Source organism: Kitasatospora sp. NPDC001175 (genome assembly GCF_053598215.1).
This window is the reverse complement of record NZ_JBSFJU010000058.1, coordinates 1-23,114: the sequence shown is the minus strand read 5'-3', so window position 1 is coordinate 23,114 and position 23,114 is coordinate 1. Positions and strand designations below refer to the sequence as shown.

Genomic DNA, 23,114 nt, shown 5'->3' with positions numbered 1-23,114 from the left:
GGTGAACCCCGATGCCTTCCTGCGTTCTCCTGCTGTTCCCCGAAAAGCCGGAGCGGCGGGCGTAGGGTTTCGCCATGACAGGCACTGGAGAGGAAAAGCACTACGGGCACGGCCCTGAGCGGGCCGACGCGCCCGAGCGGAAGAAGGCCTGGCCGGAGAAGCAGAAGGGCCCGGTTCTGCTGCGCCGCGACCAGGTCGGAACCGGCACCACGGACCAGCGGCTGCTCGACACCACCGGACCGACCGACTGGCTGCACACCGACCCGTGGCGGGTCTGGCGGATCACCTCCGAGTTCGTCGAGGGCTTCGGTGCGCTGGCCGAACTCCCGGCCGCGATCAGCGTGTTCGGTTCCGCCCGCACTCCGGTGGACTCGCCCGAGTACGCGGCGGGGGTGGCGATCGGGCGGGCGCTGGCGCAGGCCGGCTACGCGGTGATCACCGGTGGCGGGCCCGGTGCGATGGAGGCCGCCAACCGGGGCGCCTCGGACGCCGGCGGACTCAGCGTCGGCCTCGGCATCGAGTTGCCGTTCGAGCAGGGGCTCAACGAGTTCGTCGATCTCGGGCTGAACTTCCGGTACTTCTTCGTCCGCAAGACGATGTTCGTGAAGTACGCGCAGGGCTTCGTGGTGCTGCCGGGCGGACTGGGCACGCTGGACGAGCTCTTCGAGGCGCTGACGCTGGTGCAGACCAGGAAGGTGACCCGGTTCCCGGTGATCCTCTTCGGCAGCGCCTACTGGGGCGGCCTGGTCGAGTGGTTGAAGAACACCCTGGTCGCCGAGAAGAAGGCATCCCCGCAGGACCTGGAACTGTTCCACGTCACCGACGACGTGGACGAGATCGTGGAGATCCTGGCGGCGAGCCGCCGTCCCAACGGTGACGTCTGAGCGGCCGGTCGCACCGGCAGGGGCGCGGGGGAGCGGCGCGAGCCCCGCCCCTCCACGGACGGTCGCTCGCGCACTTCCCCGCGCTCGCTGTTGCCGGCCGGCCTAAGCCAGGCCGCGGCGGGCGACCGCCGGGGGCCGGGTGCCGCGGATCGAGGCGACCATGTCGAGGACCTGGCGGGTCTCCGCGACCTGGTGCACCCGGTAGATCCGGGCACCCAGCCAGGCGGAGACGGCGGTGGTCGCGAGGGTGCCCAGCAGTCGGTCGTCGACCGGTCGGTCCAGGGTCTCGCCGACGAAGTCCTTGTTGGAGAGCGAGACCAGTACCGGGAAGCCGGTCGCGGTCATCTCCGGCAGTCGGCGGGTGGCCTCCAGCGAGTGCCGGGTGTTCTTGCCGAAGTCGTGGCCCGGGTCGATGATCAGCCCGTCCCTGCGCACGCCCAGCTCCAGGGCCCGCTCGGCCAGCCCGACGGTGACCCGCAGGACGTCCGCCATCACGTCCTCGTACCCGATCCGGTGCGGCCGGGTGCGCGGCTCGGCGCCGCCGGCATGGGTGCAGACCAGACCCACGTCGTACCGGGCGGCGACCTCCGCCAGCTTCGGGTCGGCTCCGCCCCAGGCGTCGTTGAGCAGGTCGGCGCCGACCCCGCAGACCGCCTCGCCGACCTCGTGCCGCCAGGTGTCCACGCTGATCACGGCCTCGGGGTGGCGCTTGCGCAGCTGGGCCACGAACGGGACGGTCCGGCGCAGCTCCTCCTCCACCGTCACCTCTTCGCCCGGGCCCGCCTTGACCCCGCCGATGTCCAGGATCGCCGCGCCCTCGGCCATCGCCCGGTCGGCGGCGGCGAAGGCGGCCTCGTCGGCGAACGTCGCGCCGCGGTCGAAGAAGGAGTCCGGGGTGCGGTTGACGATCGCCATGATCACCAGCTCGTCGTCGCCGAACTCACGTGGCCCGAGGCGCAGTACCACCGGAATCTCCTCCACAGCTCGCCCGGGTGCGATGATGGGCCCCGGCCTACCTCAGGGACCATGATCCCACCTGTTACCGGGGCCGGCTCGGAGTGTGGAGGACAGCTCGTGTTCTGGGTGATCGTGGCGGCGATGGCCGTGGTGGTCGGCGGCGCTGCCCTGGTGGCGCTCGGCGGAGGCGGCGGCCTGCAGGAGGCGGTGCCCGACCGGATCACCGCGCGGCTGCCGCAGGACCGTCCGCTCAGCCGCCACGACGTGGACGAGATCCGGCTCCCGATGGCCCTGCGTGGCTACCGGATGGATGAGGTGGACGACGTGCTCGACCGCCTCGGCGCCGAGCTCGCCCACCGCGACTCGCGGATCGCCGAACTGGAGGCCGCCGCGGCGGTGCCGGCCCCGGCTCGGGCGGCGGCCGCGGAGGGCGAGCAGCCGCTGCCCGGCCTGGAGACATTCAACGAGTCGACCGGGGAGCCAGCCGGCCCCGAGCGGACCGGGGTCGATGCGCCGGGTGGGGGAGCGGAGAGCGTCGGCACGGCGGACACCGGGGCGAGGAGCGCTGACGGGAAGAGCACCGAGGCGGCGGACGCCGACACCGCCGGCGATGCCGCCGCTGACGGAAGGGGCGAGCAGTGACCGGCGCCGTACCCGGCCCGGACGGCTTGCTGCGCTGCGCCTGGGGCCTGTCCACCGACGACTACCTCGAGTACCACGACACCGAGTGGGGCCGGCCGGTGCACGGCGATGACGCCCTGTTCGAGCGGATCTCCCTGGAGGCGTTCCAGTCCGGGCTGTCCTGGATCACCATCCTGCGCCGCCGGGAGGGCTTCCGGGCGGCCTTCGCCCGCTTCCGGATCGCCGAGGTGGCCGAGTTCGGGCCCGCCGACGTCGAACGGCTGCTGCAGGACGAGGGCATCATCCGCAACCGGGCCAAGATCGAGGCGACGCTGACCAACGCCCGTGCCGCAGCGGCCCTGGGCCCCGGCGGCCTGGACGAGCTGATCTGGCGTCACGCCGGCGACCCGGACCGGCCGGCCCCCCGCACGATGGAGGAGGTGCCGGCCGTTACGCCCGAGTCCACCGCGCTGGCCAAGGAGCTCAAGAAGAACGGCTTCCGCTTCGTCGGCCCGACCACGGCCTACGCCCTGATGCAGGCCTGCGGGCTGGTCGACGACCACCTCGTCGACTGCCACGCAAGGGGAGTCCGCTGAGCCGCGGCGGTCCTACCGGCCCAGGAAGACCGGCTTCTCCTTGGCGAGGAAGGCGTTCACCGCGATCCGGTGGTCCTCGCTGACCCCGGCCAGGGTCTGCAATTCGTCCTCCTTGTCGAGCAGTTCGTCCAGCGAGTGCGAAGCCCCGTACGCCAGCGACTCCTTGATCGCGCCGTACGCGACCGTCGGACCCTGGGCCAGGCGCCTGGCGAACTCCCGTGCGGTGTCGGCGAGTTCGGCGGACGGAACGACCTGGGTGGCCAGCCCGAGCCGGAGTGCCTCCTCGGCCTTCACCGTCCGCGGCAGCATCAGCAGCTCGGTGGCCCGGGCATGCCCGACCAGCCGGGGCAGGGTCCAGGAGGCGCCCGAGTCGGCGGTCAGCGCGACCCCGGCGAAGGAGGTGTTGAAGCCGGCGGTGTCGGCGACGATGCGGAAGTCGCAGGCGAACGCCAGCGAGGCGCCCGCGCCCGCCGCCACTCCGCCGACCGCCGCGACGGTCGGCTTGCGCATGCCGGCCAGCGCCCGCAGCAGCGGGTTGTAGTGCTCGGCGACGGTGCGCAGGGCGCCCTCGCCGGTCTCCTCCTGCCGCTTGAGCAGCCCGACGTGCTCCTTGAGGTCCTGGCCGACGCAGAACGCGCGGTCGCCGGCGCCGGTGAGCAGCACCGCCCGTACCGCACTGTTCTCGGCGGCCTCGGTGACGGTGTCCCGCAGCGCCACCTTGGTGGCCACGTCCAGTGCGTTCATCGCGTCCGGGCGGTTGATGGTGATGACGGCGAGACCGCCGTCGAGCTCGTACAGCACGGAGTCGGACATCGACAGGTCTCCCCGGGTCTCAGATGGTGGGACGGTGTCAGCATGCCCGAGTCGGCGGCCCGCCGGGGAGTGTGAGGTACGGCACCTTTTCGCGTCGTTCCGGACATCGGACCGGCATCGGAGGGGTGCCGGAGGAACGCCAGGGAGTCCTGGTGGAGTAGCACCCTGATGGGGCTTCTGGCGAAGGAGGGGCGGGTCGGGCGGGGGCGGCCGGGCTTGCGGAGGGAGTGATGTTGGTCATCGGGTCGCCGCATGCGGGATAATGGCTTCCGATCAATGCGTTCGATACCGGCGGTGGACGGACTGCCGGTGCGTAGCTGAGCGGTTGCAGGAAGGGGAACGAGCATGGCGGCCATGAAGCCGCGGACGGGTGACGGCCCGCTCGAGGTCACCAAAGAGGGGCGAGGCATCATCATGCGAGTTCCGCTCGAAGGCGGCGGACGCCTCGTGGTGGAGCTCACGCCCGATGAGGCCGATGCCCTGGGTGAGGCCCTGAAGAAGGCCTGCGGCTGACGCAGCGGGTGCTCCCCTCATCCTCGGAGATGACGCGCACGGAACCCGGGTCCCGGTACACGCCGGACCCGGGTTCCGCTTTGTGCGGGGGGAGTTGAGCCGGACGCCGGTCAGCGTTTGACGGCGCACAGCAGGCCGTCGCTCACCGGCAGCAGGGCGGGCAGCAGCCGGTCGCTCTCCCGGATGTCGCGGACCAGCTCGCGCACCGCGTCGGTCTGCGGGTCGCCGTCGTCGGGATCGGCCAGCCGGCCCTCCTGGAACACGCCCTCGAAGCAGACCATCCCGCCGGGTCTGAGCAACCGTAGCGACTCCGCCAGGTACTCCTGCGACTCGGCCGGGTCGCCGTCGCAGAACACCAGGTCGTACTGGCGGTCGGCGAGCCGCGGCAGCACCTCGAGCGCCCGTCCGGGTATGAAGCGCGAGCGGTTGGGGGCGAACCCGGCCGCGTGGTACGCCTCGCGGGCGAGCTGCTGGCGGACCGGTTCGGCGTCCACCGTGGTGAGCACGCCGTCGCTGCGCATGCCGCGCAGCAGGTAGAGGCCGGAGACGCCGGTGCCGGTGCCGATCTCGGCGACCGCCTTGGCGTCCAGCGCGGCGGCGAGCAGCCGCAGGCAGGCGCCGCCGCTGGGCCCGATCGCGCGGATACCCGTCCTGGCTGCCTGGGCCCGGGCGTAGGTGAGCACCGCGTCCTCGCCGATGTAGGTATCGGCGAGAGCCGCGTGAGCGGGCCCGAACTCGCTGATGGCTGCCTCTTTCGGAGCGCCGGCTGTCGGCCTGGTGGCGGCCGGATGTCGATATTTCCTGCCACAGATTACTGGCCGACCGGGAACCGCGTTCGGGGACCGGGCGTTGATCCAGGAGAACGGGCGGTCGGTCCGGGTACTTGCCCGGCCGAGCACTTTTATCCCGATCTGACGGGTGAGGTGGATATGGTGGTGGCCCTGCTGGGCAGAAGAGCCGACCGAGGAGGTGTGGCCGAGGGCGACGTCCCTGTGCGGCGGCACCCCCGCGGCACCGCGTCGGCCCGTACGCCGAAGCCCGTGATGAACCAGTCTGCGTACTCCCCCCTGGACAAGTCGACCGCAGCCGACACCGCGATGGCCGAGGCCCCCGCCGAGCTCGCGACCTTCGCCGAGGGCCCCGACGCGCAGACCTGGACGCCGCCCAGCTGGGAGGAGATCGTCGAGGCGCACAGCGCCCGGGTCTACCGGCTGGCCTACCGGCTGACGGGCAATCAGCACGACGCCGAGGACCTGACCCAGGAGGTCTTCGTCCGCGTCTTCCGCTCGCTCTCCACCTACAGCCCCGGCACCTTCGAGGGCTGGCTGCACCGGATCACCACCAACCTGTTCCTGGACATGGTGCGCCGCCGCCAGCGGATCCGCTTCGACGCGCTGGCCGAGGACGCGGCCGAGCGCCTGGCGAGCCGTGAGCCGAGCCCGGCCCAGCACTTCAGTGACACCCACTTCGACGCTGACGTCCAGCACGCCCTGGACACCCTGGCGCCCGAGTTCCGGGCCGCCGTGGTCCTCTGCGACATCGAGGGCCTCTCGTACGAGGAGATCGCGGCCACCCTCGGGGTGAAGCTGGGCACCGTGCGCAGCCGCATCCACCGGGGCCGCTCGCACCTGCGGACGGCGCTGAAGCACCGCGCCCCCGGTTCCGCCCCCGGGCGCGTCCGCCGTGGCGGCACGGCCGAGCCGGTGGCGGTCGGTGTCGAGTCCGGCTCCCTGGGCGGGAGTGAACGGGGGCGCTTGTGAGTGGCGCCGACCGTTCGGGATCCGGCCGTGCCACGGGTGCGGCAGGGGAGCCCGCGAGCCGGCTGCGACGCGGGGCCGGCTGGGCCCAGCGCGGCCGCGGCAGCGAGCCGGAGGGCCATGAGCTGCGGCCCGTCGCGGTCCGTACCGCCGAGCCGGCGGCCGAGGAGCACCACCTGGGCGACCGGCTGACCGCCTTCCTGGACGGCGAGCTCGGCCATGACGCCCGCGAGCGCGTCCAGGCCCATCTGGCGACCTGCGCCGACTGCCTGGCCGAGGCGGACGAGGGCCGCACGGTCAAGCAGCTGCTGACCCGCTCCGGCACCCCGGCACCCTCCATGATGCTGATGTCCCGTCTGCTGGCGGTCGCCGCACTGCCGGACGACGAGCCCGGCGCCGGTCCCGGCGCCGGCGCGGACGACGTCGGGGCGGGGACGATAGGCGGCAGCCGGCTGACCGGCGGTTCGTTCGGGCGTGGGGCCGGGGCCTCGTTCGGCAGCGGGGCACTGGGTGCCGAGTCGCCGCTGCCCGGAGTGGATCCGCGGGCCGGCCGCTCGGGCTTCCTGCGCCGCTCGCCCGCCGGGGCGCTGCCGGTGCCCGCGCCGCTGGCCGCCCTGGTGGAGCCGGTCGCGGTCCGCCCGGTCGGCCACCACCACCCGCAGCCTCCCGCCGCGCCGTTCCGTCTGATCCGCGGGCGCAGATTCGTTTTCGCCGCCGCGGCCGGGGCGTTCTCGGTGGCGGCGGTCACCCTCGGTGGGGTCGGCGAGGTCGGTGCCAACCAGCAGCACGGCGGCAACAGCGTGATCCCGGCCCGGGGCACCGGCGGCCAGCTGGTCCCGATGACGGTCCAGCAGCCGGTGGACTTCCCGGTCCTCCCGGCCGGGGCCCCGTACGGCGCCGGGTCCGTCCCGCAGGCCCCGTACAGCGTCCAGCCGCAACTCGTCCCGTCACCTCACCAGCACGAGTTCCGTTAGCCATCCGGGCCCCGGCGGCACCGCTGCCGGGAGGGTCCGCCGCGGCTAGGCCATCGGCCGGTCTTTGCCACCGCTTCATCCCGTTCATCCCGCGGTGGGGCACGGACCTGGTCGGTGGCCATTACGCTGTATAGACCGTTGTCCGCAGGGCTCATCGGGTTCGACCACCAGGAGCTGGGAGCTTACGTGTTCCAAGACATAGGCCTACCTGAGGTCCTGACGCTGATCGTCATGGGCCTGGTGATCTTCGGGCCGGACAAGCTCCCCAAGCTGATCCAGGACCTCAGCGGCTTCATCCGCAAGGTGCGGAGCTTCGCGGACAGTGCCAAGGAGGACATCCGCAGCGAGCTGGGCCCCGAGTTCAAGGATTTCGAGTTCGAGGACCTGCACCCCAAGGCATTCGTCCGCAAGCAGCTGCTCGGCGGGAACGAGGACCCGCTGGGCCTCAAGGAGATCCGGGACGGCCTGGACGTCAAGTCCGTGCTGAACGACGAGCCCGCGCCGGCGATGACCGGTACCAAGGCAGACCTGACCAAGAGCGCCGTGCCGGCCGCTGCCGCCGGTGCCCCGCTGAGGGACGGCGAGCGCCCTCCGTTCGACCTCGACGCGACCTGACGTCGCGCCAGTTCGCCCCGCCCGGCAGTGCACAGCTGGGCGGGGCTTCGCCGTTTCCCCGGTTATGGTGTCGGTTGCCTCCGCTGTGCCGTGGCTCACGGTCGGTCCGGTGCCGATTCGCCGGACGGGGGCACCGCCGTACGCCACCATGGAGCGCGCTACGGCACAGAACGGCGCATTCGAGGAGGCCCGGGGATGGACACGACGAGTCATGCTGCGGTAGGGACGGCCGAGGCCGTGGTCGGTGCCCAGGCGGGCCCGGTGGTCCCGGCCGATCCGCTGGAACCGTACCTGGCGGCGGACTTCCCCTGGTACGGGCTGGACGACGGCTGGAGCGGCCGCCGCTGGCTGATGCAGGCCGGCGGCGGGGGGGTGCGGGCCGCCCAGCGCGGTGCCATCGACTACGGCACGCTCGGCCACGGCGAGGAGCCGGCCAGGACGTACGAGGCCCGGGACCTGCGCCGTTTCGCCGTGGTGGTCACCGTGGCCCGCCGGGACGTCCGCCGCAGTGCCGACAACACCGGCATGCTGGAGGCCACCTCGGCCTCCTCCGCCGCTTGGCTGGCCGGCTCCGGCCTGCTCGCCCACAGCTGGCCGGGCCAGCTCGACCGGGCCCTGCGCCAGGACTGGTTGGACCAGCAGTCCGCCCTCGCCTGGGACCTGGCCGACGACCTGGACGGGCCGGGCTGGAGCTCGCTCACCCTCCCGGTGAACGGCCTTTCCCAGCCGTTCCGCTACCGCGAGTCCGAGTACGGCTGGGTCCTGGCCGGCGAGGCGCCGGGCGTCCTCCTCGGTGCCTACGGCCGCGGCGTGAGCGCCTACGGCGTCGGCTTCGCCACCGTCCCCGACCTGACGGCCTACACCCGGCTCTGAGGGGGACGGCCCGTCAGGGACGAGGGACGGCCTGAGCAGCCCCGCGCCCCTGTTGCCGGTCGGTCCTAGAACTTGTTCTTCGGCGTGAGCCCGAGCGAGAGTCCGGAGAGGCCGCGCTTGCGGCCGCCGAGCTTGCCCGCGACGGCGCGCAGGGCCGCGCCGGCGGGGGAGTCGGGCGCGGCGAGGACGACCGGGCGGCCGTCGTCGCCGCCCTCGCGCAGCCGGACGTCGATCGGGATCGATCCGAGCACCGGGACGGTCGCGCCGACGGTGCGGGTGAGGGCATCGGCGACGGTCTGGCCGCCGCCGGTGCCGAAGACGTCGATCATCTCGTCGCAGTGCGGGCAGGGCATGCCCGACATGTTCTCGATCACGCCGACGATCTTCTGGTGGGTCTGCACCGCGATGGTGCCGGCCCGCTCGGCCACCTCGGCGGCGGCCATCTGCGGGGTGGTGACGATCAGGATCTCCGCGTTCGGGATCAGCTGGGCCACCGAGATGGCGATGTCGCCGGTGCCGGGCGGCAGGTCGAGCAGCAGGACGTCCAGGTCGCCCCACCACACGTCGGCCAGGAACTGCTGGAGCGCGCGGTGCAGCATCGGGCCGCGCCAGACCACCGGGGCGTTGCCCGGGGTGAACATGCCGATCGAGATGACCTTCACGCCGTTCGCCTGGGGCGGCATGATCATGTCCTGGACCTGGGTCGGGCGTCCCTCGACACCCAGCATCCGGGGCACGCTGTGGCCGTAGATGTCGGCGTCCACCACGGCGACCTTCAGCCCGTCGGCGGCCATCGCGGCGGCCAGGTTGACGGTGACCGAGGACTTGCCGACGCCGCCCTTGCCGGAGGCGACCGCGTACACCCGGGTCAGCGTGCCCGGCTTGGCGAACGGGATCTCCCGCTCGGGCGCGCCGCCGCGCAGCAGCTGGGAGAGCTCCTTGCGCTGCTGGTCGCTCATCACGTCGAGCTCGACCTCGACGCCGGTCACGCCGGGCACCTTGGCGACCGCGTCGGTCACCCGGCCGATGATGGTCTCGCGCATCGGGCAGCCGGAGACGGTCAGGTACACCGCGACGCGGACCGCGCCGCCCTCGGCGATCTCGACCGATTTCACCATGCCGATCTCGGTGATCGGGCGGTTGATCTCCGGGTCGTGAACGGTCGCCAGGGCCTTGCGCACGGACTCCTCCGTGACGCCGGGGGCAACCTCAGTCTCGTTGGCCATGCCTTGATGGTACGGCGAACGTCGAAGTAGTTGACGCCCCAGTAGCGTGCTGCCGGTCACAGCAGCTCGGAGGACTCCCGCTGGCCGTCGAAGCGCTGGCCGTCCAGCTCCTTGAGCAGCGACTGGAGCTCGGAGCGGATGAAGTCCCGGGTGGCGACCTCGCCGAGCCCGTGGCGCAGGGCCGCGACCTCGCGCGTCAGGTACTCGGTGTCGGCGATGTTCCGGTCGCTGCGGGCCCGGTCCTGCTCCATGTTGACCCGGTCGCGGTCGTCCTGCCGGTTCTGCGCGAGCAGGATCAGCGGCGCCGCGTAGGAGGCCTGGAGCGAGAGCACCAGGGTCAGGAAGATGAACGGGTACTGGTCGAAGCGGACGTTCGGCGGCAGCAGGGTGTTCCAGGCGACCCAGATGACGATCACCACCGTCATCCAGACGATGAACCGCCCGGTGCCCAGGAAGCGGGCGATCCGCTCGGAGAGCCGGCCGAAGGCCTCCGGGTCGTAGCTGGGCAGGGTGACCAGGCCGGGGCGCCCGGTGCGCGGCTGGTCGAGCCGGCTGCGGGCGGCGGCGCTGCTGCCGGTGCCCTCCGGCCTGGACGAGTGCCGGCCGCCCTCCCTGGCCCGCAGTTCGCGCAGCTGGCGCAGTTCGCGCAAGTCGCCCTGGAGGCGCTGGTTGCGACCCTCGTCCCGTCTGCCCCTGCGGTCAGCGTCCACCGGCGGCCTCCCTCTCGTGCTCGTTCTCCAGGGCCTCGCCGCCGTGCAGTGCCGCCTCGCGCCAGTCGTCCGGCAGCAGGTGGTCCAGTACGTCGTCGACGGTGACCGCGCCCAGCAGGTGGTCGTCCTCGTCCACCACCGGAGCGGCGACCAGGTTGTACGCGGCGAGGTAGCTGGTGACCAGCGGCAGCGGGGTGTCCGGCGGCAGCGGGTCGAGGTCGTCGTCCACGATCGAGCCGACCAGGACGTAGGGCGGCTCGCGCAGCAGCCGCTGGAAGTGCACCGTCCCCAGGTACGTGCCGGTCGGTGTCTCGTTCGGCGGGCGGCAGACGTACACCTGGGCGGCGAGGGCGGGCTTGTGGTCGGAGATCCGGACCCGGGCCAGCGCCTCGGCCACCGTGGCGTCCGGCTCCAGGACGATCGGCTCGGTGGTCATCAGACCGCCGGCGGTGTCCTCCTCGTAGGAGAGCAGGCGGCGGACCGAGGCCGCCTCCTCGGGCTCCATCAGCCCCAGCAGCCGCTCGGCCGCGTCCTCGGGGAGGTCGGAGAGCAGGTCGGCGGCGTCGTCAGGGTCCATCGCCTCCAGGACGTCGGCCGCGCGCTCCTCCTTGAGCTTGCCGATGATCTCGATCTGGTCGTCCTCGGGCAGCTCCTCCAGGACGTCGGCCAGCCGGTCGTCGTCCAGCGCCGCGGCCACCTCGGCACGGCGCTTGGCCGACAGGTGGTGCATCACGTTGGCCAGGTCGGCCGGGCGCAGCTGCTCGAAGGTGGCCAGCAGGTTGGCCGCGCCCTGGCCCTCCTCGGTCAGCGAGAAGCCGGTCACCGCCGACCAGTCCAGGGTGAGCGTCTCGCCCCTGGCCTTGCGCAGTCGGGTGACCTTACCGGTCTGCACGAAGACCTTGCTGATCTCCCACTCGCGCACCCGGGTCTGCACCATCGCGACGTCCAGCACGGTGACCTGCTCGCCGGTCTTGGCCCAGGTCACCGTGCGGTCCAGCAACTCGGCCAGGACCAGGGTCTCGGACGGCCGCTGCTCGAACCGCCGCATGTTGATCACACCGGTGGTCAGCACCTGCCCGGACTCCAGGCTGGTCACCCTGGTCATCGGGAGGAAGATCCGGCGCCGGCCGATCACCTCGACCACCAGGCCGAGCACCCTCGGCGGCCGCCCGCCTATCCGCAGCGAGACCACCACATCCCGCACCCGGCCGACCTGGTCGCCGTTCGGGTCGAAGACCGCGATCCCGGACAGGTGCGAGATGAACACCCGGCTGCCTGGTCCTGCCATGGAGTCCCTCTCTCTGGCCGCTGCGCTCTGCTCGCCGCAAGGGTACCGGTGCCATCCGAACGGAAACCCGCCGACCGACGGGGGGCTTCCGCAGGCCGTGGGGAGGCCCGCCGGGGGGCGCTCGAGGTGCGCGGGGAACCGCGCGACCAACCATGCACCCACGTGCGGATCCAAGCCACTCCTGCACCGTCCGGGGGCGCCGCATGGCCGATCGGACGGCCGCGCCGGCGGCCGGGTACGGGTCCTCGCGCGGTACCGCGCGGCCCCGGCGGGCTCAGCGCTTCCGGCTCCTGAACAGGAGCTTGGGCAGTCCCGCCGGGATCGGCTGACGGGTGATCACCGGCGAGGGCATCGGGGCCGCGGCGTGCGAACCGTCCGGCATCGACCCCGGCTGCTCGGCGAGCGGCCCGGACGGCTCCAGCCGGAGCACCCGGCACTCGCGGGCCCACCGCTCCCCGATGGCCTCGGTGTCGGGCGCGTTCAGCCGCTTGCCCTTGAGTTCCTCGACCGCGCCCGTCCAGCCCTCGCTCCCCGGCGCCAGCTCGCTGACCCGGGCCGTCCAGCCGACCAGCCGTCCCCACTTGTCCTTGCTGCGCACCGTCACCGCTGCGGTCGAACCCGCGGCGAGTCCGTGCAGCGGCTGCTCGGCGCCGTCGCCGACCACCACCACCGCGCCGTCGTGCCACGCGTGCCAGAGCGCCCGGCTGTGCGGCTGCCCCTCGGCACGCACCCAGAGCAGGCCGGACTTCTTCGCGGCCTCCTCCAACAGCGCGCGGTCGAAGAAGGCGTCGGCGGTCGTCGTAGGCTCCATGCCGCACAGCGTACGGCCTGGGTGTCCGCACGGTGTCCCACCGGTCGGAACGGCGGTCACCGGTACCGGGCACAGGGCTTAGGTTTGGATCCGATCCGTCCGCTGACGCCCTCCGGAGGAGAGCCGTGCCCGCCGCCAGGCCCGACACCGAGGTGTCCACCGCCGCCCGGAGGCCGGCCGGTGCCGCTCTCCCTCCGCTGCCCAAGCCGGACCTGGTGCTGCTCGCGATCTCCATCGGTGGGATCTCGCTCTCCGCCCCGCTGATCAGCGCCACCGCCGCCCCCGCACTGGCGATCGCGCTCTGGCGCAACGTCATGTCGGTCGGAGTGCTCGGCCCGTACGCGCTGCTGCGGCACCGCGCCGAGCTGCGCGGCATCGGCCGGCGGCCACTGCTGCTGGCGATGGCGGCGGGCGCGCTGCTCGCGGCGCACTTCGCGCTCTGGATGCCCAGCCTGAGGATGACCTCGGTGGCCTCGTCGACCGCGCTGGTCACCACCACGCCGCTGTGGACGATCCTGCTGATGCGGCTGGCCGGCCACCGGGCGCCGCGGCTGGTCCGGCTCGGTGCGACGGTGGCCTTCGCCGGGGTGCTGGTGCTGACCGGCGTGGACCTGTCGCTCTCCCCCCGGGCCCTGCTCGGCGATGCGCTGGCACTCGGCGCGGGGCTGGCCGCCGCGGGCTACGTGCTGTTGGGCGCCGAGGTCCGGCGGACGGTCAGCACCACTGCGTACACCCTGGTCTGCTACGCCACCACCTCCGCCGTCCTGCTCGGCGTCTGCCTGATGGCCGGCGCCCGGCTCGCCGGTTGGCAGGCCGGGGTGTGGTGGCAGATCGCGCTGCTGATGGTGACCGCGCAGCTGCTCGGGCACTCGCTGAGCAACCGGGTGGTGCGCACCCTGGGTCCGTCGGTCACCTCCACGGCCGTCCTGCTGGAGACCCCGGGCGCGGCCCTGATCGCGGCCCTCTGGCTGGGCCAGTGGCCGCCGGCCGCCGCCTACCCGGCCGTCGCCCTGATCCTGCTCGGCCTGGTCCTGGTCGCCCGCGGCGGCCGCACCGGCTGACGCCGAAGGCGGCCGGGGAGCATCGGAGCCGCCGCTACAGCCAGCCGTTGCGCCTGAAGCCCCGGTACATCCCGATGCAGATCAGCACGATCCCGCCGAGCACCACCGGATACCCGTACTGGCTCTTCAGCTCGGGCATGTTCTCGAAGTTCATGCCGTACACACCGGTGATCATGGTGGGCACGGCGAAGATCGCCGCCCAAGCGGTGATCTTGCGCATGTCCTCGTTCTGCGCCACCGAGACCTGCGCCAGGTTGGCCTGGAGCAGCGAGTTGAGCAGCTCGTCGAAGGCGTGCACCTGCTCGATGACCCGGGCCAGGTGGTCGGCGACGTCCCGGAAGTACTTCTGGATGTTCGGGTCTACCAGCCGCTGCACCGGCTCGGAGAGCTGCTGCATCGGCCGCAGCAGCGGCGCCACCGCGCGCTTGAACTCCAGTACCTCGCGCTTGAGCTGGTACAGCCGGCCGACGTCGGCGCCGCGCCCACCCTTGTTGGCGAAGACGTCGTACTCGATCTCGTCCACGTCGTTCTGCAGCCGGTCCGCGACCAGCAGGTAGTTGTCCACCACCTGGTCGGCGATCGCGTGCAGCACGGCCGACGGACCGCGGCCGAGCAGTCCGGAGCCGTCCGGGTCGGTCTCCAGCCGGTGCCGCAGCTCGTGCAGCGAGTTGTGGCCGCCGTGCCGGACGGTGATCACGAAGTCCGGGCCGACGAAGACCATCAGCTCGCCGGTCTCGACCACCTCGCTGGTCGGGGTCAGCTGGTCGTGCTCCACGTAGCGGATGGTCTTGAACACCGCGAACAGCACGTCGTCGTAACGCTCGACCTTGGGGCGCTGGTGCGCGTGCACCGCGTCCTCGACGGCCAGCGGGTGCAGGCCGAAGCGCTGCGCGATGCCCTCGAACTCGGTCGCGGTCGGCTCGTGCAGCCCGATCCAGCTGAACGATCCTGCACCCGTCTCCTTGCCCTGCCGCACCCGTTGCGCGGCCTCGCGCGGGCTGCAGGTCTCGCCGTACCGCTTGCCGTCCCGGTAGACCGCGCAGTCCACCACGGCCGAGACGGCGCGCCCGTCGAGGGCGCCGAACCCGTCGGCCTCGGTCCGGCGGCGGTGTGGACGGACGGCGGCGCGCAGGCTGTTGATCATCGACATGGCAGGCTCCTCGGACGGGAACCGTCGCACGGCGGGCCGGTGGCGGGCGGAGGGCGCGACGGTGGAAGAAACACCAGGTGATTCCGGGCCCACGGCCGGTCCAGCCGCCTTGCTGGGGCGCGATGAGGACCGCGTGGCTCCGGGGAGGATGCTCGCCGGACCGAGGGTGACGCCGCCTCAGTTGCCGGATCGGGAAACGATCAACGGCGGGTGCGGTGAGGGCTGCGCGGCGGCCGGGCAGAGCTGCCGGTACTGCATGGTCGGCTGGTATCCACCGCAACCACCTCCTTCATGCCGCCGCCCCGGGAAGAGGATCCCCGGTGGCCAGCTGCCCACACTAACAGCTGGCGTGTGGACGGGGACGGGGGGTTCGAGCGCCGCTCCACGGCCGGGCGTTAAGGTCTGGCCATGGCGCACGACTTCCCTCTATTCGGCGACCCCACCGACCCCACGGGGAACGACTCCGACGAGCTGACCCGCGAGGCGGTGCTGGCGGCCGTCGAGGCCCGTCTGCTGGCGACTTTCGGGGAATCCAGCGGCCGGGCGGCCGTCACCTTCCTCGGCACGGACCGGATCGAGGTGCTGCGCTTCGGCCCCGACGCGGACGGACTGGTGAGGTACGCCACTCTCGGCATGTCCGCCGCACCGATGTCCGACCCGACCGCCGTGGTCGCCGATCCGGTCCGCGGACCCAGGGTCGAGTTGGTGCTCACCGTCCGCGGGGGGCGCGACGACGTACTCCGCACGCTGGCCACCTTCGCCGCCACCCCGCAGGTCGAGGGCCTGGTCCTGGCCCCGGGTGGCTCGCTCGACCTCGGCTCCCCGCTCTGGGAGGGCGCCCCCTTCACCTCCGTCCTCGCCGCCGAACCCGGCGGCCTGGTCCCGGACCTGGAACTCCCCGACCCCGCCGACCCGGTGCGCTTCCTGCCGCTGCTGCCGATGACCCCCAACGAGGCCGCCTTCAAGCGGGTCCAGGGCGCCGACGCCCTCCAGGAGCGCTGGCTGCGCCACGGCACCGACCTCCGTGATCCGCACCGCCGCGGTGTGCCGCTCGACTGATCCGCCGTCAGGCGGGGGCCGCTCTCCCGGGGCGTGGAGGACCGGGGAGCCGGCCGGGTGGCCCGCGCGCCCGCGCGGGGCTTCAGCCGGTGATCGGCCGGGCCCCCGTCGCCTGGGCCACCAGCGCCTCGTACACCTCGGGGGCGGTGGTGTACTCGCCGAGGCGCACGTCCTTGCGGCTGCCGTGGTAGTCGCTGGAGCCGGTGGTCAGCAGGCCCAGCTCGGCGGCCAGGCCCCGCAGGCGCTCGCGGGTGTGCTCGTCGTGGTCCAGGTGGTCCACCTCCAGCGCGGCCAGTCCGGCCGCGGCCAGATCGGCGATCACCTGCTCGGACACGGTACGTCCGCGCTTGACCGCCCCGGGGTGCGCGAACACCGGCACCCCGCCCGCCGCCCTGACCAGCCGGACCGCCGTCACCGGGTCGGTCTCGTGCTTGCGGACGTCCGCCCGGCCGCCGTTGGCCAGCCAGTCCGGGGTGAAGGCGTCCGACACGGTCGGCACTATGCCCGCCTCGACCAGCGCGCTGGCGATGTGCGGACGTCCCACCGAACCCGCGCCCGCGATCCGCTGCACCTGCTCCCAGGTGATCGGCGCGCCCAGTTCCCGGCAGCGCTCCACGATCGCCCGCCCGCGCCTGAACCGGTCGGTGCGGACCACCTCGCGCTCGGCGGCGAACTCCGGCTCGGCGGGGTCGAACAGATACGCCAGCAGATGCATGCTGATCCCGTCCACCTGGCAGGACAGCTCGGCGCCCGGCACCAGGGTCAGCCCGGTGCCCCGGACGGCCTCGGCGGCCTCCGCGTGCCCGGACACCGTGTCATGGTCGGTCAGCGCGACCACGTCCAGCCCGGCCGCCACCGCCGCGGTGATCAACTCGGCGGGGGAGTCGGTGCCGTCGGAGGCGTTGCTGTGGGCGTGCAGGTCGATGCGCACGGTCTTCGACACTCCAGGAACAGGGCGGACGGGTGCGCTCCAGGATAGTCAGCGCCGGTTGACGCCCGACGGGCCTTCGGCTCCTGGCGGCCGCCGGCTCCCGGCCCGCCCGCCTGCCGCAACGCCCGCCTGCCCGGGACGTTCCTATGGATGTCAGCCGAGCAGCCGGGGCGAGAGCGCCCCGCACGGCAGCAGTTCGAGCTCGGCGCCCGCGTCCCGCAGATCGGTGAGCACCAGTTCGTCGTACATCATCAGCGCCGACTGCTCGGGCCAGGCGATCGCCCAGAGCCAGAGCCCGCGCGCCTCGCCGACGAAGACCGCCCGGTCGGCGGGGGCGTCCGGGACGTGGAACATCGGGGTCGGCCGGCCGGCGGCGAGCAGTTTGGCGTCGGCGGGTTTGTAGAGCGACACCGTGTCGCCCGGATCCGGCCCCGGCAGGCCCGCGTACCGGGCACCCAGGCCGACCCCCAGCTCCTCCGCGATCAGCACCAGTTCGCCGAATCCGCCCAGTGGCGCCGGCCCCGAGCAGGCCACCGCGGTGGCCCGGGCCCCCGAGACGTCGTCCCCGGCATGGGCGATGCCGGTGAACAGCCAGCCGACCGGCAGCGGCCAGGGCAGCCAGACGGGTACCTGCGAGCGGGCCACCGCCACGCTCAGCGCCTCCACGCTCGGGGGCAGCACCGGCTGCATCGGATGCACGGCACCGTGCTGGTCGCACTGCCAGGTATCGGAGAAGAGGCCGGGCGCGCGGACCCGACCACCGCACCTCGGGCAGCTTGGCTCGCCCCTCATAGCGGACAACGCTCCTCCCTCCGGAGCGCCGCGTCAAGGACGATCACCCGTACGGAGTGCGTCGCGTTGCTCCCCAGGGGTGGCCGGCGTCGGCGGCTGCCCCGGGAGTGGATGTCCGGTGACGGGCGGCGGCAAACGTCCTGCCGGGAGCGGGCATTGGGATCGGAGCGGAAGCGGGTGGATCGACCGCGCCTCGAACGCACTGACGCCCCGTCGACGACTCGGGCTCAAGCGGCCGGAGTGTGACCGGGCGTCAGTTCGGTATCGGAACGTCGGACGCGGCCTCGGCGGGGGCCTCGATCGGTCCGGCGTGGGTCAGGCCGCCTTGCACGGTCGGATGTACAGGCGTTCGCCGGTGCGGGCGGCTGCCTCCACGAACTCGCGGACGGTGTCCGCGTCGGCGATCAGACGGTCGGTGACGGTGCCCTGGGTGTCGTCCAGTCGGAGGATCTCAAAACGCATGGGCCTCTCCCTTCCCCCGCCCGCTCGGGGCGATTCGGCTCGGTTGTCGTACGGGTGCCGTTTCCGGCGTGTGGACCACGGTGTCGTGGCACTGCTTCCGGGTGATTGCCCGGTCGTGAAGTCCTGGTTTCGGGCGAACTGGCGCCATCGAGGTCAACGGGGCGGCAGGACGCGACTGTTCCCGGACAGAATCAAATATTACCCGACCTAACGAAATTTGTCGCGTGCGTTGTCCAGACCAGGTGGGCACGGGTGGACGGTGCCGGCCGGAGGTGCGGCGTCCGATCAGGCGTCAGCTTCCCGGCGGCGAGGGATCAGTCGGCCCAGAACTCGGCCAGCGCGGCGGCCGTCGCGGCCGGCTGCTCGGCGTTGGGGGAGTGCCCGGCGCCGGCGATCACCACCTGACGGGCGGCCAGCCGCTCCGCCATCCGGGACTGCTCCTCGACCGGCCAGGCGTAGTCCTGCTCTCCCGAGACCACCAGTCGGGGCAGTCCGGTGGCGGCCAGCTCCGCGACCAGGTCCGGGGCGGCGACCAGGTGGCCGCCCATCGAGACCAGCGCCTGCGGGACGTTCGCCAGCCAGCGGCGGTGCAGGAAGTCCGAGATCTCCGGGCGGGGAGCGGGGACGCCCTCGTCCTGATCCATCCGGCGCATGACCTGCCAGATCGACTCCAGGTCCATCGTCCCCAGGGCGTCGATCAGCAGCCTGGTCCTGGCCGCCTCGTCCGGCGCGATCGCGCCGGGACCGGTGGCGAGCAGCGTCAGCGAACGCCACGGCAGCTCCCGCCGCCCGTCCGCCGCCGCGAGCACGGCCTGGCGGGCCACCTGGCCGCCGAAGGAGTGCCCGAGCAGGTGCAGCGGCCCGTCGCCGGCGAGTTCCGCCGAGAGCGCGAGGACGTCGCCGGCCAGCTCGTCGATCCGGTACGCGGCCGGATCGACCGGGCCGCCGGTCTCGTACTGGCCGCGCTGGTCCACCGCGAGCACCCGGTAGCCGGCCGTGGCCAGCGGCTCCAGCAGCGCGATGAAGTCCTCCTTGCTGCCGGTGAACCCGGGCACCAGTAGCGCCGTCCCGCGTACCGCCCCCGTCCGGGGCAGCGCCTCGAGCGCGGCGAAGGCGCCTCGGGCGGTCTCCAGTCGAAGCGCCCGGACGCAGCCGGGAAGCGTCAGGAACGGCGGCGTGCTCATCGGCCCTACTCCTCGGTAGCCACAACTACCCCGAGCTTAGCCACTCACGGAGACTTCCGGAGCGGGCGGGAATCCGCAAGGCGTCCGGGGAACCATCCGGCGCGCCGGGGAGAAAGCCGACGGGCGGGCCGGGTCGCGAGGACCAGGCCCGCCCGTCCGGGGTGGTTCAGCTCTCCGGGGCGGCCTCGGGGGTCACGGCGGAGCGGCGGGTGCGGGTGCGCGTACGGGCGCGGCGCGGGGCCTGCCCGGCCTCCGCCTCGCCGGCCTCGTCCGTCGCGGCGCCGGCCTCCACGGCCTCCACGGCCGCCGCGGCCTCAGCTCCGGCCTCACCGCTCGCCGCGCTGCGCGTGCGCCGACGGCGCCGGCGCGGAGCCTCGGCCGTGCCCTCGCCGGCGGCGGTGTCCGAGAGGACCGCGGCCGGAGCGTCGGCCGGAGCCGCAGCCTCGGTCTCGGCCGGAGCCGCGGCCCCGGCGGCGTTCGGCGCCACCTCGGCGCTCACGCCGCCACGGGTCCGGCGACGCTGCCTGGGCGTACGCGCCGGGCGCTCGGCCGGGGCCTCCTCGGCGGCCGCAGCCGTGCGCCCGCCCCGCGAGCGGCCGGAGCGCGAACCGCGTCCGCCGGTCTCGCCGAGGTCCTCGACCTCCTCCGCGTTCAGGCCCGCCCGGGTCCGCTCGGAGCGCGGCAGGACACCACTGGTCCCCGGGGTGATCTTCAGCAACTCGTACAGGTGGGCCGAGGTGGAGTAGGTCTCCTCCGGCTCGTTGAACGGCAGGTCCAGCGCCTTGTTGATCAGCTGCCAGCGCGGGATGTCGTCCCAGTCGACCAGCGTGACGGCGGTGCCGGAGGCCCCGGCGCGGCCGGTGCGGCCGATCCGGTGCAGGTAGGTCTTCTCGTCCTCGGGGCACTGGTAGTTGATGACGTGGGTGACGCCTTCGACGTCGATGCCGCGGGCGGCGACGTCAGTGCAGACCAGGACGTCGACCTTGCCGTTGCGGAAGGCCCGCAGGGCCTGCTCGCGGGCGCCCTGGCCGAGGTCGCCGTGGACCGCGCCGGCTGCGAAGCCGCGCCTGGTCAGCTGCTCGGAGACGTCGGCGGCGGTCCGCTTGGTGCGGCAGAAGATCATGCACAGACCGCGGCCCTCGGCCTGCAGGATGCGCGAGACCATCTCGACCTTGTCGAGCGAGTGGGCACGGAAGACGTGCTGCTCGATGTTGGCCACGGTGGTGCCGGTGTCGTCCGGCGCGGCGGCCCGGATGTGGGTGGGCTGGCTCATGTACCGGCGGGCGAGGTTGATCACCTGGCCCGGCATGGTGGCCGAGAAGAGCAGGGTCTGCCGCTTGGCCGGCAGCATGGTGATGATCTTCTCGACGTCCGGAAGGAAGCCCAGGTCGAGCATCTCGTCGGCCTCGTCGAGGACCAGCGCGCGGACCTTCGACAGGTCCAGCTTGCGCTGGCCCGCCAGGTCGAGCAGCCGGCCCGGGGTGCCGACCACGATGTCGACGCCCTTCTTGAGCGCCTCCACCTGGGGCTCGTACGCCCGGCCGCCGTACACCGCGAGCACGCGGACGTTGCGGACCTTGCCGGCCGTCTGGAGGTCGTTGGTGACCTGGGTGCACAGCTCGCGGGTCGGCACCACGATCAGTGCCTGCGGGCTGTCGGAGAGCTGCTCCTCGGTGGCGCGGCCGGCGTCGACGTCGGCGTGGACCACGACCCGCTCGATCAGCGGGAGGCCGAAGCCGAGGGTCTTGCCGGTGCCGGTCTTGGCCTGGCCGATGACGTCGTGCCCGGTCAGCGCGACCGGCAGGGTCATCTCCTGGATGGGGAAGGGGTGGACGATGCCGACGGACTCCAGGGCCTCGGCGGTCTCCGGGAGGATCCCCAGCTCCCGGAAGGTGGTCTTGTGTTCAACGGTGGTGGACAGGGTGCTGCCTCTTCCATGTGGTGGGGCCGAGAGCGAGAGGCGGGGCGGGCAGCCGCACGGCTGCTCGCGGGCCTGTCAGGCCCTGCCGCAGCCGCGGGACGCACAACCGCGCCTGCCCCTGCGGCCTGCCGGCTCGCGCGGCCCGGTGGCGGGCGCGTCATCCGGCGGCGTGGGGGAGGGTTCCCGTGAGGAGCCGGGCGCGGGACCTTCGCCGTACGGCGCGGTCCGCAACGGCCCTCGCTCGGCCACTGATGCGGTGCCAAGGCTTGAAGTCCAAGCCAAGGTCGGAGCCGATCGGCTCTCCGACCGGGCATCCGCGTACGTGAGTGCTCGGTGCCGCACGGAGTACGTCTGCGCGGCCTGCCGTGGGTGGCGGACCGCGCGAATACACCAAGCCTCGCCACCAACCATACAGTCCGGCGACCACTCGAACACGTGACGCGGCTAACGCGGCAGCCGCGCTGGTCTGCGGTGTCGGGCGGCGGCGGCCGGCCGGTCTAGGGTGGCGAGCCGTGACTCTGCCCCTGGTGGGCCGGGTGCCGCCGGATCGCCCGACCGACGCGGGCTCTCGGCGGCCGGGCCCGGGCCGCCGCGCTGTGGCAGAGTCCCGACTGTACAACGGGGCATCGAGAAGCGAGGACTGATGGAGACTCAGGAACCCGGGGCCGAGCGCCCGATCGGTTCGATCGGGGACTGGACGGCCTGCGCGGCGGACCCGGGCTACCGGGCGGCCGTGCTCGACCTGCTCGGCGCGCTCGCGTACGGCGAGCTGAGCGCCTTCGAGCGGCTCGCCGAGGACGCCAAGTTCGCCCCCGGCCTCGCCGACAAGGCCGCGCTGGCCAGGATGGCCTCCGCCGAGTTCCAGCACTACCAGCTGCTGCACGACCGCCTGGTGGAGATCGGTGCGGACCCGACCGAGGTGATGAGCCCCTTCGTCGAGCCGCTGGAGTCCTTCCACCGGATGACGGCCCCCTCGGACTGGCTGGAGGGCCTGGTCAAGGCGTACGTCGGCGACTCGATCGCCAGCGACTTCTACCGCGAGGTGGCGGTCCGGCTGGACGACGACACCCGCGAGCTGGTGCTGCGGGTGATGGCGGACACCGGGTACGCGCAGTTCGCCGTGGACCGGGTGCGGCAGGCGATCGAAGCGGACGGCCGGGTCGGCGGGCGGCTGGCGCTCTGGGGCCGGCGACTGATGGGCGAGGCGCTCAGCCAGGCGCAGCGGGTGGTCGCCGAGCGGGACGCGCTCTCCAACCTGCTGGTCGGCGGCGCGCAGGTGCAGGGCTTCGACCTGGTCGAGGTCGGCAAGATGTTCACCCGGATCACCGAGGCCCACACCAGGCGGATGGCCGCCCTGGGGCTCGCCTCCTGAACCGGGGCGGCGCGGCCCCGGGCGGTACGGAGCGGTCTTCACGGAGGCGGGGCCGCGCGGCCCGCTCAGGCGTGGCGGTGGCGGCCGTGTTCGGCGGCGGGCTCGGGGCGCGCCAGCACCGAGACCAGCAGGGCGGAGCCGATCGCCGAGATCGCCAGTGAGAGGGCGGGCAGCCCGGCGTCGAGCGTGAACCGGGAGATCAGCCCGGACAGCAGGGCCGCCACCACTCCGGTGCCGACCGTCAGGCTCCGTGCCGCCGGGAAGTACTCGGGCAGCAGGGTCAGCGCCCCGGCCCCGACGGCCAGTCCGATGAGCACGAAGGCGAACGACTCGACGAGCACGGGCTGCCTCCCGGGGCCGATCAGGGCGCGCGGCACAAGGTGCGCACGGGGTTCCGGTTCGGCCATACCCGGTCGCCGCCGACGGTACGCGCACCGGATGAAAACGGCGTTGCCCCGCCCCTCACGAGGAGGAGCGGCCAGGGTCCGCACGTCGTGCTCGGAGCGGACCACGAAGTGGTCGAAGCGGTTCAGCCCTGCCAGGT

General features: G+C 73.0%; 25 protein-coding genes. 11 read left to right on the top strand and 14 right to left on the bottom strand.

Annotation, left to right across the window (positions count from 1 at the left end):
• The first annotated feature begins 74 nt into the window (after positions 1 to 74).
• Positions 75 to 884 (top strand): LOG family protein, encoded by an 810-nt coding sequence (locus tag ACWDAK_RS30965; RefSeq protein ID WP_344638375.1) that lies wholly within the window; start codon positions 75 to 77, stop codon positions 882 to 884.
• Positions 885 to 986: 102 nt separating this feature from the next.
• Here ACWDAK_RS30965 and folP read toward each other — a convergent pair whose 3' ends face one another.
• Positions 987 to 1,799 carry a dihydropteroate synthase gene (gene folP / locus ACWDAK_RS30960; RefSeq protein ID WP_427394692.1) on the bottom strand — a complete coding sequence of 271 codons (813 nt, stop codon included), beginning with the start codon at positions 1,797 to 1,799 and terminating at the stop codon, positions 987 to 989.
• Between the two features lie 159 nt (positions 1,800 to 1,958).
• Here folP and ACWDAK_RS30955 point away from each other — a divergent pair, with 159 nt between their 5' ends.
• Together ACWDAK_RS30955 and ACWDAK_RS30950 are read left to right on the top strand one after the other, a co-directional pair.
• Complete coding sequence (locus ACWDAK_RS30955) at positions 1,959 to 2,483, top strand: DivIVA domain-containing protein (protein ID WP_427394688.1); 525 nt, start codon at positions 1,959 to 1,961, stop codon at positions 2,481 to 2,483.
• Entirely contained in the window at positions 2,480 to 3,058 is a 579-nt protein-coding gene (locus ACWDAK_RS30950) for a DNA-3-methyladenine glycosylase I (protein ID WP_344638373.1), read from the top strand. Before ACWDAK_RS30955 ends, ACWDAK_RS30950 begins: the two co-directional genes overlap by 4 nt.
• Positions 3,059 to 3,070: 12 nt before the next feature.
• On the opposite strand, the gene ACWDAK_RS30945 is transcribed toward ACWDAK_RS30950, so the two are convergent.
• Entirely contained in the window at positions 3,071 to 3,871 is an 801-nt protein-coding gene (locus ACWDAK_RS30945; protein WP_344638372.1) for an enoyl-CoA hydratase-related protein, read from the bottom strand.
• Between the two features lie 345 nt (positions 3,872 to 4,216).
• On the opposite strand from ACWDAK_RS30945, the gene ACWDAK_RS30940 reads away from it, so the two are divergent.
• Positions 4,217 to 4,384 (top strand): DUF3117 domain-containing protein, encoded by a 168-nt coding sequence (locus tag ACWDAK_RS30940; protein WP_014137929.1) that lies wholly within the window; start codon positions 4,217 to 4,219, stop codon positions 4,382 to 4,384.
• A 110-nt stretch (positions 4,385 to 4,494) separates the two neighbouring features.
• Here ACWDAK_RS30940 and ACWDAK_RS30935 read toward each other — a convergent pair whose 3' ends face one another.
• Positions 4,495 to 5,127, bottom strand: coding sequence for an O-methyltransferase (locus ACWDAK_RS30935; protein ID WP_344638407.1), 633 nt, complete (start codon positions 5,125 to 5,127; stop codon positions 4,495 to 4,497).
• 354 nt (positions 5,128 to 5,481) lie between these two features.
• On the opposite strand from ACWDAK_RS30935, the gene sigE reads away from it, so the two are divergent.
• The 4 genes from sigE to ACWDAK_RS30915 all read left to right on the top strand — a co-directional run bounded on the left by sigE (position 5,482) and on the right by ACWDAK_RS30915 (position 8,603).
• Positions 5,482 to 6,144 (top strand): RNA polymerase sigma factor SigE, encoded by a 663-nt coding sequence (gene sigE / locus ACWDAK_RS30930; RefSeq protein ID WP_425557735.1) that lies wholly within the window; start codon positions 5,482 to 5,484, stop codon positions 6,142 to 6,144.
• Positions 6,141 to 7,115: a zf-HC2 domain-containing protein gene (locus tag ACWDAK_RS30925; protein WP_344638371.1), complete on the top strand. Its 975-nt coding sequence runs from the start codon at positions 6,141 to 6,143 to the stop codon at positions 7,113 to 7,115. The genes sigE and ACWDAK_RS30925 overlap by 4 nt, the downstream gene beginning before the upstream one ends.
• A gap of 186 nt (positions 7,116 to 7,301) precedes the next feature.
• Positions 7,302 to 7,730 (top strand): sec-independent translocase, encoded by a 429-nt coding sequence (locus ACWDAK_RS30920; protein WP_344638370.1) that lies wholly within the window; start codon positions 7,302 to 7,304, stop codon positions 7,728 to 7,730.
• A gap of 195 nt (positions 7,731 to 7,925) precedes the next feature.
• Complete coding sequence (locus ACWDAK_RS30915; protein WP_344638369.1) at positions 7,926 to 8,603, top strand: hypothetical protein; 678 nt, start codon at positions 7,926 to 7,928, stop codon at positions 8,601 to 8,603.
• Positions 8,604 to 8,668: 65 nt separating this feature from the next.
• On the opposite strand, the gene ACWDAK_RS30910 is transcribed toward ACWDAK_RS30915, so the two are convergent.
• From ACWDAK_RS30910 to ACWDAK_RS30895, 4 genes are all read right to left on the bottom strand, one after another.
• The gene (locus ACWDAK_RS30910; RefSeq protein WP_344638368.1) at positions 8,669 to 9,829 is read right to left on the bottom strand and encodes an Mrp/NBP35 family ATP-binding protein; all 1,161 of its coding nucleotides are present in this window, start codon (positions 9,827 to 9,829) and stop codon (positions 8,669 to 8,671) included.
• A 56-nt stretch (positions 9,830 to 9,885) separates the two neighbouring features.
• A complete protein-coding gene (locus tag ACWDAK_RS30905; protein ID WP_344638367.1) occupies positions 9,886 to 10,539 on the bottom strand; it encodes a DUF1003 domain-containing protein in 654 nt (217 codons plus the stop codon).
• Positions 10,529 to 11,827: a magnesium transporter MgtE N-terminal domain-containing protein gene (locus ACWDAK_RS30900; protein ID WP_344638366.1), complete on the bottom strand. Its 1,299-nt coding sequence runs from the start codon at positions 11,825 to 11,827 to the stop codon at positions 10,529 to 10,531. Before ACWDAK_RS30900 ends, ACWDAK_RS30905 begins: the two co-directional genes overlap by 11 nt.
• Before the next feature lie 274 nt (positions 11,828 to 12,101).
• Positions 12,102 to 12,638, bottom strand: coding sequence for a pyridoxamine 5'-phosphate oxidase family protein (locus tag ACWDAK_RS30895; RefSeq protein ID WP_427394687.1), 537 nt, complete (start codon positions 12,636 to 12,638; stop codon positions 12,102 to 12,104).
• Positions 12,639 to 12,763: 125 nt separating this feature from the next.
• Here ACWDAK_RS30895 and ACWDAK_RS30890 point away from each other — a divergent pair, with 125 nt between their 5' ends.
• Entirely contained in the window at positions 12,764 to 13,699 is a 936-nt protein-coding gene (locus tag ACWDAK_RS30890; protein ID WP_425557733.1) for a DMT family transporter, read from the top strand.
• A 34-nt stretch (positions 13,700 to 13,733) separates the two neighbouring features.
• Here ACWDAK_RS30890 and corA read toward each other — a convergent pair whose 3' ends face one another.
• On the bottom strand, positions 13,734 to 14,849 hold the full coding sequence (gene corA / locus ACWDAK_RS30885; RefSeq protein WP_427394686.1) for a magnesium/cobalt transporter CorA: 1,116 nt from the start codon (positions 14,847 to 14,849) through the stop codon (positions 13,734 to 13,736).
• 408 nt (positions 14,850 to 15,257) lie between these two features.
• Here corA and ACWDAK_RS30880 point away from each other — a divergent pair, with 408 nt between their 5' ends.
• Entirely contained in the window at positions 15,258 to 15,908 is a 651-nt protein-coding gene (locus ACWDAK_RS30880; RefSeq protein ID WP_344638363.1) for a suppressor of fused domain protein, read from the top strand.
• A gap of 82 nt (positions 15,909 to 15,990) precedes the next feature.
• On the opposite strand, the gene ACWDAK_RS30875 is transcribed toward ACWDAK_RS30880, so the two are convergent.
• The 5 genes from ACWDAK_RS30875 to ACWDAK_RS30855 form a co-directional block, all read right to left on the bottom strand.
• Complete coding sequence (locus tag ACWDAK_RS30875; RefSeq protein ID WP_344638404.1) at positions 15,991 to 16,839, bottom strand: PHP domain-containing protein; 849 nt, start codon at positions 16,837 to 16,839, stop codon at positions 15,991 to 15,993.
• Between the two features lie 153 nt (positions 16,840 to 16,992).
• Positions 16,993 to 17,631, bottom strand: a complete 639-nt coding sequence (locus tag ACWDAK_RS30870; RefSeq protein ID WP_344638362.1) for a DUF6758 family protein — start codon at positions 17,629 to 17,631, stop codon at positions 16,993 to 16,995.
• Between the two features lie 315 nt (positions 17,632 to 17,946).
• Positions 17,947 to 18,093: a hypothetical protein gene (locus ACWDAK_RS30865; RefSeq protein ID WP_344638361.1), complete on the bottom strand. Its 147-nt coding sequence runs from the start codon at positions 18,091 to 18,093 to the stop codon at positions 17,947 to 17,949.
• A 314-nt stretch (positions 18,094 to 18,407) separates the two neighbouring features.
• Positions 18,408 to 19,277: an alpha/beta fold hydrolase gene (locus ACWDAK_RS30860; protein ID WP_427394685.1), complete on the bottom strand. Its 870-nt coding sequence runs from the start codon at positions 19,275 to 19,277 to the stop codon at positions 18,408 to 18,410.
• A 166-nt stretch (positions 19,278 to 19,443) separates the two neighbouring features.
• Positions 19,444 to 21,087 (bottom strand): DEAD/DEAH box helicase, encoded by a 1,644-nt coding sequence (locus tag ACWDAK_RS30855; protein ID WP_427394684.1) that lies wholly within the window; start codon positions 21,085 to 21,087, stop codon positions 19,444 to 19,446.
• A gap of 754 nt (positions 21,088 to 21,841) precedes the next feature.
• Here ACWDAK_RS30855 and ACWDAK_RS30850 point away from each other — a divergent pair.
• Positions 21,842 to 22,570, top strand: coding sequence for a ferritin-like fold-containing protein (locus ACWDAK_RS30850; protein ID WP_344638358.1), 729 nt, complete (start codon positions 21,842 to 21,844; stop codon positions 22,568 to 22,570).
• 65 nt (positions 22,571 to 22,635) lie between these two features.
• Here the strand turns inward: ACWDAK_RS30850 and ACWDAK_RS30845 are convergent.
• Positions 22,636 to 23,114, bottom strand: a 479-nt coding sequence (locus ACWDAK_RS30845) for a hypothetical protein (protein WP_449806513.1), incomplete at its 5' end; no start/stop codon positions are given.